Origin of the sequence: Streptomyces sp. NPDC048349 (assembly GCF_040651925.1) — a bacterium.
Taxonomy (GTDB): domain Bacteria; phylum Actinomycetota; class Actinomycetes; order Streptomycetales; family Streptomycetaceae; genus Streptomyces.
In genome coordinates, this window is record NZ_JBEZLA010000003.1 from 17,757 (window position 1) to 30,743 (window position 12,987).

A 12,987-nucleotide genomic window follows, 5' to 3' on the forward strand; every position below is an offset into this window, starting at 1 on the left:
CCCCCCCCCAGCCCACCCCCCCCGGCCACCCCCCCCCCCACGCCCCCCCCACCCAGCCCCGCCGGCGTGTGAGGCGCGCGGTCCGGCGCGGAGCCCGGAAGGCCCCGGCGCAGCCACCCCGCCACCCCCGCCCCCCACTCCGCGACAACGTCCGGGGCGGCCACGGCCTCGCCGGCACGACCGAACGCGCCGAAACCCTCGGCGGCTCGCCCGCCGCCGGACCCACCCCAGAAGGCGGCCGGCTCATCACCGCGACCCTGCCCCGTGACCCCTCTGACCAGGACTCGACCGGTATGCGACCGGATCCCGTCTCACTGATCGGCTGCCCGGAGAACCACCCGCCGCCGCCACGTATTCTCGTTGACCATGAACAACAGCGACGAGATCGACAACGGGATCCACCACGGGACCGGCAACGGAATCGACGACAACGTCGCCGCCGAACTCGCCCGCCTGCGCGACAGCATCGACAACATCGACGCCGCCGTGGTCCACATGCTCGCCGAACGCTTCAAATGCACCCAGCAGGTCGGCCACCTCAAGGCCAGGCACCAGCTCCCCCCGGCCGACCCTGGCCGCGAAGCCAGCCAGATCGCCCGACTGCGCCAGCTCGCCGAGAACGCCAAACTCGACCCGGCCTTCGCCGAGAAACTCCTCAACTTCATCATCGCCGAGGTGATCCGCCACCACGAAACCATCGCGGCGGGCGAAGACCAGGCCTGACCGGCCACCCCACCGCCCCGGCGGACCCGAAGCGTCCGCCAAAGCCGACGGACACACGCACACACCGGACCACGCACACCGGAACGCGAACGGGCTGCGGCGCGCCCCCGTGACCGCCACAGCCCATCCCTCCGGCCCGCCAGACCGACCGTCGGCACGCCCAGGCCGCTCCTGCTGCCGCCGACCACCCTCGGCCGGGAAGCGGCGGCCCGGGCCGACCGGGCGCGTCAGCCGTTGGCGGCGTTCTGCTTCTTCTCCTCGGCGTCCTCGATGACCGCCTCGGCGACCTGCTGCATCGACATGCGGCGGTCCATCGACGTCTTCTGGATCCACCGGAACGCGGCCGGCTCCGTCAGCCCGTACTGCGTCTGCAGGATGCTCTTGGCCCGGTCCACCAGCTTGCGCGTCTCCAGCCGGAGGGAGAGGTCGGCGACCTCCTTCTCCAGCGCCTTCAGCTCGGCGAAGCGCGAGACCGCCATCTCGATGGCCGGCACGACATCGCTCTTGCTGAACGGCTTCACCAGGTACGCCATGGCCCCGGCGTCACGAGCCCGCTCCACCAGGTCGCGCTGCGAGAACGCGGTGAGCATCAGCACGGGGGCGATGGACTCCTCCGCGATCTTCTCGGCCGCGGAGATCCCGTCCAGGACGGGCATCTTCACGTCGAGGATCACGAGGTCGGGCCGGTGCTCGCGGGCCAGCTCCACGGCCGCCTGGCCGTCCCCGGCCTCACCGACGACGGCGTACCCCTCCTCCTCGAGCATCTCCTTCAGATCGAGACGGATGAGCGCCTCGTCCTCGGCGATGACGACGCGGGTCGTCAGCGGCGGAACGTGCGACTGGTCGGCGTCGGGCGTGGGCGTCGACTCGTGCGAGGCGGTCACTTGAGGGCTCCTTGATACGGGGCGTTACTGCTCCCCTGAGCCTACCTAGCTACGGTATGGTGGACTCGCAGCGGGTTGGGGTTGACCTTCGATTCGCGGGGCCCCGGTAGCCCAATTGGCAGCAGGCGATGGATTCAAAACCCATTCAGTGTCGGTTCGAGTCCGACCCGGGGCACTTTTCCTTCCTTTCCAAGGTCACGCAATAATGTGTGACCTTCACTCGTTTTGGCGCTGTAAGGGCGAACGTGTCGCGCGTGCGATGTGCGAACGGCAGCGTCGAGCGCATGTACGACATGGAAACCCGACAGCACGCCCTTGCTCTTCTGCTCAGCGGCCGCAGCATGAACTCGGTCAGCAAGGAAACAGGGATATCCCGGGCAGCCATCCGCGCCTGGCAGGTTCGCATCGAACCGCTCCCCCGAATGGACCAGACGCAGTGCACGGCCCCACCAGACCCGGCCGCCTACGCCTATCTCCTGGGCCTCTGTCTCGGCGACGGCTGCATCAGCCCGCACCCCCGAGGCGGGTACCACCTCCGCATCGCATGCGCAGACGCGTGGCCCGGCCTCATCGAGCAGTGCCGCGCGGCGATCCTCGCGGTCCGTCCGTCCGACAAGGTCTACGTCCTGCAGCGCCAGGGCTGCGTGGCCGTCACCAGCTACGGCCGGCACTGGCCCTGCCTGTTCCCGCAGCACGGCCCCGGCAGGAAGCACGAGCGGCGGATCGTCCTCGAGGAATGGCAGCAGGAGATCGTCGACGCGTACCCCTGGGAGCTCATCCGGGGCCTGATCCACTCCGACGGGTGCCGGATCACCAACTGGACGACCCGGATCGTCGGCGGGGTGAGGAAGCGTTACGAGTACCCGCGGTACTTCTTCACCAACAAGTCGGACGACATCCGGAAGCTGTGCACGGATACGCTCACCAAGGTCGGCGTCAGGTGGACGATCCTTGCGCGTGGTTGCGACCCCCTAAACGTGTCCGTCGCCCGCAAGGAGTCCGTCGCGCTGATGGACGCCCACATCGGGCCCAAGTACTAGGGCGGGTCCCGCTCCCGTCATGCTGTGACCGTACGACCGGTCACGCACACGGAATGGGGACCTGCCATGAGCGAGAAGGCTCGCAAGCTGTTCGACGCGCTGGATCTGAACCACGACGGGCAGTTGACCCGTGCGGAGGTGATCTCGGCCCTGCGGTCGAAGGGGCCGACGCTGGCCGCGCGGGGAGACCTGCCGTTCTGGGCGCTGGGGAACGCGGATGTGTCGTCGGCGTTGTTCGATGCGGCTGATGCGAACGGGGACGAGGTTCTGAGCTTTGAGGAGTTCGCGGCGGTCGTGGACCGGCGGTTCGGCTGGTAGGCCGGTGTCCGCGTCGGGCGGTGAGGGCCCGACGCGGTGCGTGGTGTCGGTCAGCGGACCGCGTCGCCGATGTGGTGGATGCGGACGAGGTTGGTGGATCCGGTGACGCCGGGGGGTGAGCCGGCGGTGATGACGACGACGTCACCGCGGACGCAGCGGCCGATGCGCAGGAGTTCTTCTTCGACTTGGGCGACCATGGCGTCGGTGGAGTCGACGTGGGGGCCGAGGAAGGTTTCGACGCCCCAGGTGAGGTTGAGTTGGGAGCGGGTTGCGGGGTCGGGGGTGAAGGCGAGGAGGGGGATGGGGGAGCGGTAGCGGGAGAGCCGGCGGACGGTGTCTCCGCTCTGGGTGAAGGCGACGAGGAATTTGGCGTCGAGGAAGTCGCCCATTTCGGCGGCGGCGCGGGCGACGGCTCCGCCTTGGGTGCGGGGCTTGTTGCGTTCGGTGAGGGGTGGGAGGCCCTTGGCGAGGATGTCCTCTTCGGCGGCTTCGACGATGCGGGACATGGTGCGGACGGTTTCGACGGGGTATTTGCCGACGCTGGTTTCGCCGGAGAGCATGACGGCGTCGGTGCCGTCGATGACGGCGTTGGCGACGTCGGAGGCCTCGGCGCGGGTGGGGCGCGAGTTGTCGATCATCGAGTCGAGCATCTGGGTGGCGACGATGACGGGCTTGGCGTTGCGTTTGGCGAGTTTGACGGCGCGCTTTTGGACGATGGGGACTTGTTCGAGGGGCATTTCGACGCCGAGGTCGCCGCGGGCGACCATGATGCCGTCGAAGGCGGCGACGATGTCGTCGATGTTTTCGACGGCTTGGGGTTTTTCGATCTTGGCGATGACGGGGAGGCGTCGGCCTTCTTCGTCCATGATGCGGTGGACGTCTTCGATGTCGCGGCCGCTGCGGACGAAGGAGAGGGCGATGACGTCGGCGCCGGTGCGCAGGGCCCAGCGGAGGTCGTCGATGTCTTTGTCGGAGAGGGCGGGGACGGAGACGGCGACGCCGGGGAGGTTGAGTCCCTTGTGGTCGGAGACCATGCCGCCTTCGATGACGTGGGTGTGGACGCGGGGTCCGTCGATGGTGGTGACTTCGAGGGTGACGCGGCCGTCGTCGACGAGGATGCGTTCGCCGGGGGTGACGTCGGTGGCGAGGCCTTTGTAGGTGGTGCCGCAGGTGTGGCGGTCGCCTTCGTGGTCTTCGACGGTGATGGTGAACTGGTCGCCGCGTTCAAGGAGTACGGGTCCTTCGCGGAATCGGCCGAGGCGGATCTTCGGGCCTTGAAGGTCTGCGAGGATGCCGACGCTGCGGCGGGTTTCGTCGGAGGCTTTGCGCACGCGCTGGTAGCGCTCTTCGTGTTCGGCGTAGGTGCCGTGGCTGAGGTTGAGGCGGGCGATGTCCATTCCGGCTTCGACCAGGGCTTTGATCTGGTCGTATGAGTCGGTGGCGGGGCCCAGGGTACATACGATTTTCGCTCGGCGCATGGGGCGAGCGTATTCCCCTACCAGGGAGTAGGAAATTGGTTCCGGGTGTCCGCTCAACAACCTTTGTGCAAAAGCTTGTTGACAATAGTTGAATGTGCATGGGGGTGCTCTGATGAGCACCCCCGGCGTGCGGTTTCGGCGCTGTTCCCGAGCTGTTCCGGAGCCGGTCCCGGAGCTGTTCCCGAGCCGGTCCCGGAGCTGTTCCGGTGCTGCCGTTCTAGAGCTGGGGAGGGGTCATGGTGAAGCGGGCGTTCACTTGGGCGTAGACGGTTTGGCGCTGGGGTTCGAGGTCGAGGGGCGGGGCGCCGGCGTCCTCGGAGGCGCTGAAGGCCATGGTGCGCATTCCGCCGGGTGAGGCGGGGAAGGGGACGGCGTTTTCGGCGCCGAGGTCGGCGAGTTCGACGAGGGCGGCGAGTCGGGCGCCGAGGGCTTCGGCGTATTCGCGGGCGCGCTGGACGGCTTCGAGGACGGCTTGGCGGCGGGCTTGGCCGTGGGCGGGTGAGGTGGGGCGCAGGGCCCACCACGGTCCGTCGACTTGGGTGAGGTCGAGGTCGGCGAGGCGGGTGGTGAGTTCGCCGAGTGCGGTGAAGTCGTTGAGTTCGGCGGTGATGTGGACGCGGCCGTGGTAGGCGCGGATGCGTTCGCCGCGGCCGTGGCGGGTGGGTTCGGGGGTGATGGAGAAGGCACCGGTTTCGAGTTTTTCGACGGGGTCGCCGTAGCTCTTGATGAGGTCGAGGACGGCGGTGTTGCGGCGGGTGAGGTCCTCGAGGGCGGTGCGCCGGTCGGTGCCGCGGGCGCTGATGGTGATGCCGATGCGGGCGATTTCGGGGTCGACTTCGAGGCGGGCTTCGCCGCGGACGGCGACGCGGGGTACTTCGGGGGTTCCGTAGGGCTGGTGGGCGGCGTCGTGTGATGCGTCCTGGGTCATGGCTTCACTGTCGCATCGTGGGTGAGAATCTACGCGCGTTGTTCACGCCTCAAAAAGGGGAGATGGCATGGCGTTCGACCGTAGGACATTTCTGGGCACGACGGCTGCGACGGGTGCGGCTGTGGCGTTGGCGGGGGCCACGAGCACCCCGGCTGCGGCCGGGCCGGTGGCGGGACCCGCGCCGCGTACGTACGCGTTCACGGTGATGGGGACGACCGATCTGCACGGGAACGTCTTCAATTGGGACTATTTCACGGACAAGGAGTTCGACGACAAGGCGCACAACGACGTCGGTCTGGCGAAGATCTCGACGCTGGTGAACCAGGTGCGGGCGGAGAAGGGGCGGCACAACACGCTGCTGATCGACGCGGGTGACACGATCCAGGGCACGCAGCTTTCGTACTACTACGCGAAGGTTGATCCGATCACGGCGCGGCGGGGTCCGGTGCACCCGATGGCGCAGGCGATGAACGCGATCGGCTATGACGCGGCGGCGCTGGGGAACCACGAGTTCAATTACGGCATTCCGGTGCTGCGCAGGTTCGAGGAGCAGTGTGATTTCCCGCTGCTGGGGGCCAATGCCCTGGATGCGAAGACGTTGCTGCCGGCGTTCCCGCCGTACAGCATGCACCGGCTGTGCACGCCGCACGGGCGGGATGTGAAGGTGGCGGTGCTGGGGCTGACGAACCCGGGGATCGCGCTGTGGGACAAGGCGAACGTGCAGGGGAAGATGACGTTCCCGGGGCTGGAGGAGCAGGCGGCGAAGTACGTGCCGAAGCTGCGGTCGATGGGTGCGGACGTGGTGATCGTGTCGGCGCATTCGGGGTCGAGCGGGACGTCCTCGTACGGGGATCAGCTGCCGTACGTGGAGAACGCGGCGGCGCTGGTGGCGGAGCAGGTGCCGGGGATCGACGCGATCCTGGTGGGGCACGCGCACACGGAGATCCCGGAGTACCGGGTGAAGAACAAGGCGACGGGCAAGGAGGTGGTGCTGTCGGAGCCGCTGAAGTGGGGGCAGCGGCTGACGCTGTTTGATTTCGAGCTGTCGTGGGCGAAGGGCCGCTGGTCGGTGGCGAAGGTCGCGGCGCGGGTGCTGAATTCCAATGCGGTGGAGGAGGATCCGCGGATCACCGGGTTGCTGTCGGATGAGCACCGCAAGGTCGTGGCGTACGTGAACCAGGTGATAGGTACCTCGACGCAGTCGATGTCGGCGGCGGAGGGTCCGGTCAAGGACGTGGCGATCATCGATCTGATCAATCACGTGCAGGCGGAGACGGTGAAGGGGGCGCTGGCGGGTACCGAGTGGGCGGCGCTTCCGGTGGTGTCGCAGGCTTCGTGCTTCTCGCGTACGGCGGCGATCCCGGCGGGGCAGGTGACGATCCGGGATGCGGCCGGGCTGTACCCGTTCGAGAACACGCTGGAGGCGCGGCTGCTGACGGGTGCGCAGGTGAAGGACTATCTGGAGTATTCGGCGCGGTACTTCGTGCGGACGGCGCCGGGTGAGGTGGTGGATCCGGCGAAGCTGACGAACTCCGAGGGCACGCCGGACTACAACTACGACGCGGTGTACGGGTTCACGTACGACATCGATGTGGCGCAGCCGGTCGGTTCGCGGATCACCGGGTTGTCGTTCGAGGGGAAGCCGGTGGATCCGGGGGCGCGGTTCGTGTTGGCGGTGAACAACTACCGGGCTTCGGGTGGCGGGAACTTCCCGCACGTTCCGCAGGCCCGGCAGGTGTGGGCGAATTCGGACGAGATCCGTAACACGATCATCCAGTGGGTGAAGGCGAAGGGGACGGTGGATCCGGCGCAGTTCGCCTCGGTGTCGTGGCGGCTGACGCGGGAGGGCGTGCCGGTCTTCTAGGCGGGCTTTCCGGCCGGGTCTGACGGCTGGGTCTCCTGCCTGGGTCTTCCGGCTGGGTCTTCTGGCCGGGTCTCCTGGGCCGGGTCTCCTGGACCGGTCTTCCAGGCCGGTGTCCTGGGGGAGGTGGGTCTGCTGCGGCCGCCGGGGGGTGTCGGGCCTGATGGGCCGGGCACCCCCTCAGGGGTGTTCGACCAGGGGGAGCAGCTCGCCTGCGGGTCGGGGGCGGGTGTGCTCGCGCTGTTCGAGGCCGAAGGTGGTGAAGGCGGTCCGTGTGGGTTGGGGGTAGGGGTTCTTGCCGGTGAGCGTGTTGAGGATGGCGGCGCTGCGCCAGGCGGCGAGGCCGAGGTCGGGGGCTCCGACGCCGTGGGTGTGGCGTTCGCCGTTCTGGACGAAGATGCTGCCGGTGACGGCGGGGTCGGTGATCATCCGGTAGCGGTCGTCGATGCGGGGGCGGCCGGAGGAGTCCTTGCGCAGGTAGGGGTCGAGGCCTGCGAGGAGGCTGGTGAGGGGGCGTTCGCGGTAACCGGTGGCGAGGACGACGGCGTCGGTGGTGAGGCGGGAGCGGGTGCCCTGGTCGAGGTGTTCGAGGTGCAGTTCGACTTTGGTGGTGGCGACGCGGCCGGCGGTGCGGACGCTGACTCCGGGGGTGAGGACGGTGTCGGGCCAGCCGCCGTGGAGGGTGCGGCGGTACAGCTCGTCGTGGATGGCGGCGATGGTGTCGGCGTCGATGCCCTTGTGGAGTTGCCATTGGGCGGGGACGAGCTTGTCGCGGACGGGTTCGGGGAGCGCGTGGAAGTAGCGGGTGTAGTCGGGGGTGAAGTGTTCGAGGCCGAGCTTGGAGTACTCCATGGGGGCGAAGGAGGGGGTGCGGGCGAGCCAGGTGAGGCGTTCGCGGCCGGCGGGGCGGGCGCGCAGGAGGTCGAGGAAGACTTCGGCGCCTGACTGGCCGGACCCGATGACGGTGACGTGTTCGGCGCCGAGGATGCGGGCGCGGTTGTCGAGGTAGTCGGCGGAGTGGATGACGGGGACGGTGGGGGCTTCGGCGAGGGGGCGCAGGGGTTCGGGGACGTAGGGGGCGGTGCCGATGCCGAGGGCGAGGTTGCGGGTGTGGGTGCGGCCGAGGGCTTCGGCTTCGCCGTCGGCGTCAAGTTGGGTGTAGTCGACTTCGAAGAGGTCGCGTTCGGGGTTCCAGCGGACGGCGTCGACCTGGTGGCCGAAGTGGAGGCCGGGGATGCGGCCGGCGACCCAGCGGCAGTAGGCGTCGTATTCGGCGCGTTGGATGTGGAACTGCTCGGCGAAGTAGAAGGGGAAGAGCCGTTCCTTGTGTTTGAGGTAGTTGAGGAAGCTCCAGGGGCTGGCGGGGTCGGCGAGGGTGACGAGGTCGGCGAGGAAGGGGACTTGGAGGGTGGCTCCGTCGAGGAGGAGTCCGGGGTGCCAGCGGAAGTCGCGGCGCTGGTCGTAGAAGGCGGTGGCGAGTTCGCCCGCTCCTTGGTGCGGCAGGCCGTGGGCGAGGGCGGCGAGGGACAGGTTGAAGGGGCCGATGCCGATTCCGACGAGGTCGTGGGGGGCATCGAGCTGGGCGGTCATCGGTGGGTGCTGCCTTCCAGGAGGGCGATGAGGGTGTCCAGGTCCCCCGCGGTGGTGTGCGGGTTGAGCAGGGTGGCTTTGAGCCAGAGGCGGCCGTCGGCGCGGGTGCGGCCGAGGACGGCGCGGCCTTGGTGCAGGAGGGTGCGGCGCAGGGTGGCGACCTGGGTGTCATCGGCGTGGGTGGGCCGGAAGAGCACGGTGGTGAGGGTGGGGGGTGCGTGGAGGGTGAAGCCGGGGTGGGTGTCGAGGCGTTCGGCGAGTTGGTGGGCGAGTGCGCAGGTGTGGTCGATGAGGCGGGCGAGGCCGTCGCGGCCCAGGGAGCGCAGGGTGGTGGCGATTTTGAGGGCGTCGGGGCGGCGGGTGGTGCGCAGGGAGCGGCCGAGGAGGTCGGGTAGGCCGGCTTCGGTGTCGTCGGGGGCGTTGAGGTAGTCGGCCTGGTGGGCGAGGGGGGCCAGCAGGGCGGTGTCGGGGACGGCGAGGAGTCCGGCGGCGACGGGCTGCCAGCCGAGTTTGTGCAGGTCGATGGTGAGGGAGGTGGCGCGGGCGAGGCCGGTGACCTTGTGGCGGTGGCGGGGGGTGAGGGCGAGGAGTCCGCCGTAGGCGGCGTCGATGTGGAGGTCGGCGCGGTAGCGGTCGCAGAGGTCGGCGATGGGGGGGAGGGGGTCGATGAGTCCGGCGTCGGTGGTGCCGGCGGTGGCGGTGACGAGGACGGGGCCGGGGGTGGTGGCGAGGGCTCGGGCGAGGTCGGCGGGGTCGAGGGTGCCGGTGGGGGTGGGCAGGGTGGTGGTCGGGGGGAGGCCGAGGAGCCAGGCGGCGCGGGGGACGGAGTGGTGGGCGTTGGCGCCGTGCAGGACGGTGAGGCGGGGGCCGTGGCGTTCGCGGGCCAGGAGCAGGGCGAGTTGGTTGGCTTCGGTGCCGCCGGTGGTGACGAGGGCGTCGGCGTGCGGGGTGTCGTAGAACTCGGCGGCGAGCGTGCGGGTGACGAGGGCTTCGATGGTGGAGGCGGCGGGGGCCTGGTCCCAGGAGTCGAGGGAGGGGTTGAGGGCGCTGGCGGCGAGGTCGGCGGCGGCTGCGACGGCGAGGGGCGGGCAGTGCAGGTGGGCCGCGCAGAGCGGGTCGGCGGGGTCGGCGGCGCCTGCGGTGAGGGTGTGGACGAGGGTCCGGAGCGCTTCGTGGTCCCCGGTTCCCTTCGTGGGCAGTACGTCGCCCAGTGCGGCCTGGACGCGGGCCGCGAGGGTGTCGGGGCCGCCGGCCGGAAGTGGCCCGCCGCGCTCCCGGGCTCCGCTGTGCAGGGCTTCGAGCACCGTGTCGAGGAGGGGCCGCAGGGCTGCGGGGCCGTCGGCTCCGCCGGCGAGGGGGGCCACTGTGCCGTGGCCGGGCGGCGCGGTCATCGGGTCCTCCGAGGGGGCCGGGGGCGGGGTGGGGCGGGGCCACCCGGCCGGTACAACGATCCGACCCGAATGGGGTAACCGCCGGGGTTTGTCCGGGATCGATTTCCGGCCGGTCCCCTGGCGGGCTGCGGCCCCGATGTGGCCGCGGCTCCGCCCCTGCCCGCCCCCCGTCCCCGGCTGGAGCCCCGGCACGGGCGCCGAAGCCCACCCCGCCCACCGCCGGTGGCTAGCCGCGGACGCGCAGGGCGCGGGCGAGGTCGTCGAGTTGGTCGACGAGCTTGCGGCGCAGGAGGGGGAGGATGTCGGGGTCGGCGAGGCAGGCGTGGCCGGTCTGGAGGTGGGACTCGTCGACGGCGTAGACGGGGAAGGCCCAGCGGCCGGCGGCTTCGCCGATGGCCGGGCCGCGGCGGGCGGCCAGCGCGACGGCGTCCGGGTAGAAGCGGCTGACGTAGGTGTGGACGAGGTCGGCCTGTTCGGGCTGCCAGAAGCCCTGGGCGGTGGCGCTGAAGAGGTAGTTGGAGAGGCTGTCGTCGTGGAAGAGGCGGTCCCAGGCGGCGGCCTTGGCCTGGGCGGTGGGCAGTGCGGCGCGGCAGCGGGCGGCGCCCTCCTGGCCGGTGGCGCTGGGGTCGGCGGCGAGGGCGGCGTCGATGTCGCCCTCGTCGACGGCGCCGAGGACGGCGAGGCGGGACAGGATGCGCCAGCGCAGCTCGGGGTCGAGGGCGGGGCCGCCGGGGACGGTGTCCTCGGCGAGCCAGGCGGCGGGGGTCTCGGGGTCGGTGGCGCTGTCGATGAGGGTGCGCACGGCGGTCAGCCGCAGGCCGGGGTCGGAGCCGTCCTCGGTGCGCTGCAGCAGGTCGCGGGCGATGGCGGTGACGGTGGCGAGGGCGGCGGTGCGCTGTTCGGGGGGGAGGTAGCGGGTGGCGATCTGGGTGCGGGCGAAGGTGAGGACGCCCTGGACGACGGCGAGGTCGCGTTCGGCGGGCAGGTGTGCGCCGGCGGCGGTGAGGTAGTCCTGTGGGTCGAGTTCGCCGTCGCGGACCATGTCGCGCAGGCAGTTCCAGACGACGGCGCGGGTGAGGGCGTCGGGGATGTCGCCCAGGCTGCGCAGGGCGGTGTCGAGTGAGGTCTCGTCGAGGCGGACCTTGGCGTAGGTGAGGTCGCCGTCGTTGAGGACGAGGAGGGCGGGGCGGGGGCCGCCGACGGAGAGGACCTCGTCGGAGGGGACGTCGAGGTGGGGGAAGTCGGTGCGGTGCAGGGTGCGGCCGTCGGCCGGGTCGCGGTGGTAGACGCCGGCGGCGATGCGGTGGGGGCGGCTGCCCTTGCGGTCGACGGTGAGGGTCCAGCCGGCGGGGCCTTGCGCGCTCTCCTCGATGTGCGGGGTGAGGGTGTCGATGCCGGTGGTGCGCAGCCAGACCCGGGCCCAGGCGTGGACGTCGCGTTCGGTGTGGGCGGCGAGGGAGTCGACGAAGTCGGCGAGGGAGGCGTTGGCGAACTTGTGGCGGGCGAAGTGGGTGTTGATGCCGGCGAGGAAGTCCTTCTCGCCGAGCCAGGCGACGAGTTGGCGCAGGGCGGAGGCGCCCTTGGCGTAGGAGATGCCGTCGAAGTTGAGGAGGGCGGAGGCGGTGTCGGGGACGTCGTCGGGGTCGGGGGCGACGGGGTGGGTGGAGGGGCGCTGGTCTGCGTCGTAGCCCCAGGCCTTGCGGGTGACGCCGAACTCGGTCCAGGTGTCGGTGAAGCGGGTGGCTTCGGTGAGGGTCTGGTAGCCCATGTACTCGGCGAAGGACTCGTTGAGCCAGATGTCGTCGAACCAGGCGAGGGTGACGAGGTCGCCGAACCACATGTGGGCCATCTCGTGGGCGATGACCATGGCGCGGGTCTGGCGTTCGGTGTCGGTGACGGCGGAGCGGTAGATGAACTCGTCGCGGAAGGTGACGAGGCCGGGGTTCTCCATGGCTCCGGCGTTGAACTCGGGTACGAAGGCCTGGTCGTAGGAGTCGAACGGGTAGGGCTCGGTGAACTTTTCCTGGTACCGGTCGAAGCAGTCCTTGGTGAGGGAGAGGATCTCCTCGGCGTCGGCGTCCATGTGGGGGGCGAGGGACCGGCGGCAGTGGATGGCGAAGGGCAGTCCGGCGTGTTCGGTGCCCACGCTGTGCCAGGGGCCCGCGGCGACGGCGGCGAGGTAGGTGGAGATGGGGGGCGTCGGGGCGGAGTCCCAGATGCCGGCGCCGTCGGCCTCGCGGGTCCCGGTGCGGGTGGTGATGCCGTTGGCCAGGACGGTCCAGTGGGCGGGGGCGGTGACGGTGAAGGCGAAGACGGCCTTGAGGTCGGGCTGGTCGAAGGCGGGGAAGACGCGCTGGACGTCGTCCATGAACATCTGGCTGTAGACGTACGTCTCCCCGTCCGCGGGGTCGGTGAAGCGGTGCAGGCCCTCGCCGGTGCGGGAGTAGCGCATGCGGGTGTCCAGGCGCAGCTCGTGGGGGCCTTGGGTGAGGCCGGGGAGCGGGAGGCGGTTGCCGTCGAGGGCGGCCGGGTCGAGGGGCCGGCCGTCGAGGGTGGCGGAGCGCAGTTCGTCCGGTTTCAGCTCCAGGAAGGTGTCCGCGTCAGTGCGGGCGGTGAAGCGGATGACCGTGGTGGAGTCGAAGGTGGTGTCGCCGGTGGTGAGGTCGAGGGTGACGGCGTAGTGGTGGACGTCGAGGAGCTGGGCTCGGAGATGCGCTTCGTTGCGCGTCAGTGCGGGCATGGGGACATGCTGCCGCACGGTGCGGCCCGGCCCC

General features: G+C 70.3%; 10 protein-coding genes and 1 tRNA gene. 5 read left to right on the forward strand and 6 right to left on the reverse strand.

Features of this window, described 5'->3' with window-relative positions:
- Positions 1 to 366 precede the first annotated feature (366 nt).
- A complete protein-coding gene (locus AB0D44_RS03055) occupies positions 367 to 723 on the forward strand; it encodes a chorismate mutase (RefSeq protein WP_362583476.1) in 357 nt (118 codons plus the stop codon).
- A gap of 227 nt (positions 724 to 950) precedes the next feature.
- Here AB0D44_RS03055 and AB0D44_RS03060 read toward each other — a convergent pair whose 3' ends face one another.
- Positions 951 to 1,607 carry a response regulator gene (locus AB0D44_RS03060; RefSeq protein ID WP_362583479.1) on the reverse strand — a complete coding sequence of 219 codons (657 nt, stop codon included), beginning with the start codon at positions 1,605 to 1,607 and terminating at the stop codon, positions 951 to 953.
- Positions 1,608 to 1,707: 100 nt separating this feature from the next.
- On the opposite strand from AB0D44_RS03060, the gene AB0D44_RS03065 reads away from it, so the two are divergent.
- From AB0D44_RS03065 to AB0D44_RS03075, 3 genes are all read left to right on the forward strand, one after another.
- Positions 1,708 to 1,782, forward strand: a tRNA-Leu gene (locus tag AB0D44_RS03065).
- A 109-nt stretch (positions 1,783 to 1,891) separates the two neighbouring features.
- Entirely contained in the window at positions 1,892 to 2,647 is a 756-nt protein-coding gene (locus AB0D44_RS03070) for a transcriptional regulator (protein ID WP_362583481.1), read from the forward strand.
- Between the two features lie 66 nt (positions 2,648 to 2,713).
- The gene (locus AB0D44_RS03075; RefSeq protein WP_362583484.1) at positions 2,714 to 2,965 is read left to right on the forward strand and encodes an EF-hand domain-containing protein; all 252 of its coding nucleotides are present in this window, start codon (positions 2,714 to 2,716) and stop codon (positions 2,963 to 2,965) included.
- Between the two features lie 50 nt (positions 2,966 to 3,015).
- Here the strand turns inward: AB0D44_RS03075 and pyk are convergent, their stop codons facing one another.
- The gene (pyk, locus tag AB0D44_RS03080; RefSeq protein WP_362583487.1) at positions 3,016 to 4,443 is read right to left on the reverse strand and encodes a pyruvate kinase; all 1,428 of its coding nucleotides are present in this window, start codon (positions 4,441 to 4,443) and stop codon (positions 3,016 to 3,018) included.
- A 217-nt stretch (positions 4,444 to 4,660) separates the two neighbouring features.
- The gene (locus AB0D44_RS03085; protein WP_362583490.1) at positions 4,661 to 5,371 is read right to left on the reverse strand and encodes an SIMPL domain-containing protein; all 711 of its coding nucleotides are present in this window, start codon (positions 5,369 to 5,371) and stop codon (positions 4,661 to 4,663) included.
- Positions 5,372 to 5,438: 67 nt separating this feature from the next.
- On the opposite strand from AB0D44_RS03085, the gene AB0D44_RS03090 reads away from it, so the two are divergent.
- A complete protein-coding gene (locus AB0D44_RS03090; protein ID WP_362583493.1) occupies positions 5,439 to 7,235 on the forward strand; it encodes a 5'-nucleotidase C-terminal domain-containing protein in 1,797 nt (598 codons plus the stop codon).
- Positions 7,236 to 7,412: 177 nt separating this feature from the next.
- On the opposite strand, the gene AB0D44_RS03095 is transcribed toward AB0D44_RS03090, so the two are convergent.
- From AB0D44_RS03095 to pepN, 3 genes are all read right to left on the reverse strand, one after another.
- Positions 7,413 to 8,822, reverse strand: coding sequence for a SidA/IucD/PvdA family monooxygenase (locus AB0D44_RS03095; RefSeq protein ID WP_362583495.1), 1,410 nt, complete (start codon positions 8,820 to 8,822; stop codon positions 7,413 to 7,415).
- Entirely contained in the window at positions 8,819 to 10,213 is a 1,395-nt protein-coding gene (locus tag AB0D44_RS03100; protein ID WP_362583498.1) for an aminotransferase class V-fold PLP-dependent enzyme, read from the reverse strand. The genes AB0D44_RS03095 and AB0D44_RS03100 overlap by 4 nt, the downstream gene beginning before the upstream one ends.
- 226 nt (positions 10,214 to 10,439) lie before the next feature.
- Positions 10,440 to 12,953, reverse strand: a complete 2,514-nt coding sequence (pepN, locus tag AB0D44_RS03105) for an aminopeptidase N (RefSeq protein WP_362583501.1) — start codon at positions 12,951 to 12,953, stop codon at positions 10,440 to 10,442.
- Positions 12,954 to 12,987 lie beyond the last annotated feature (34 nt).

Coding starts and splice junctions, on each gene's coding strand:
- AB0D44_RS03055 (WP_362583476.1), top strand. CDS start 367: ATGAACAACAGCGACGAGATCGACAACGGGATCCACCACGGGACCGGC.
- AB0D44_RS03070 (WP_362583481.1), top strand. CDS start 1,892: ATGTACGACATGGAAACCCGACAGCACGCCCTTGCTCTTCTGCTCAGC.
- AB0D44_RS03075 (WP_362583484.1), top strand. CDS start 2,714: ATGAGCGAGAAGGCTCGCAAGCTGTTCGACGCGCTGGATCTGAACCAC.
- pyk (WP_362583487.1), bottom strand. CDS start 4,443: ATGCGCCGAGCGAAAATCGTATGTACCCTGGGCCCCGCCACCGACTCA.
- AB0D44_RS03085 (WP_362583490.1), bottom strand. CDS start 5,371: ATGACCCAGGACGCATCACACGACGCCGCCCACCAGCCCTACGGAACC.
- AB0D44_RS03090 (WP_362583493.1), top strand. CDS start 5,439: ATGGCGTTCGACCGTAGGACATTTCTGGGCACGACGGCTGCGACGGGT.
- AB0D44_RS03095 (WP_362583495.1), bottom strand. CDS start 8,822: ATGACCGCCCAGCTCGATGCCCCCCACGACCTCGTCGGAATCGGCATC.
- AB0D44_RS03100 (WP_362583498.1), bottom strand. CDS start 10,213: ATGACCGCGCCGCCCGGCCACGGCACAGTGGCCCCCCTCGCCGGCGGA.
- pepN (WP_362583501.1), bottom strand. CDS start 12,953: ATGCCCGCACTGACGCGCAACGAAGCGCATCTCCGAGCCCAGCTCCTC.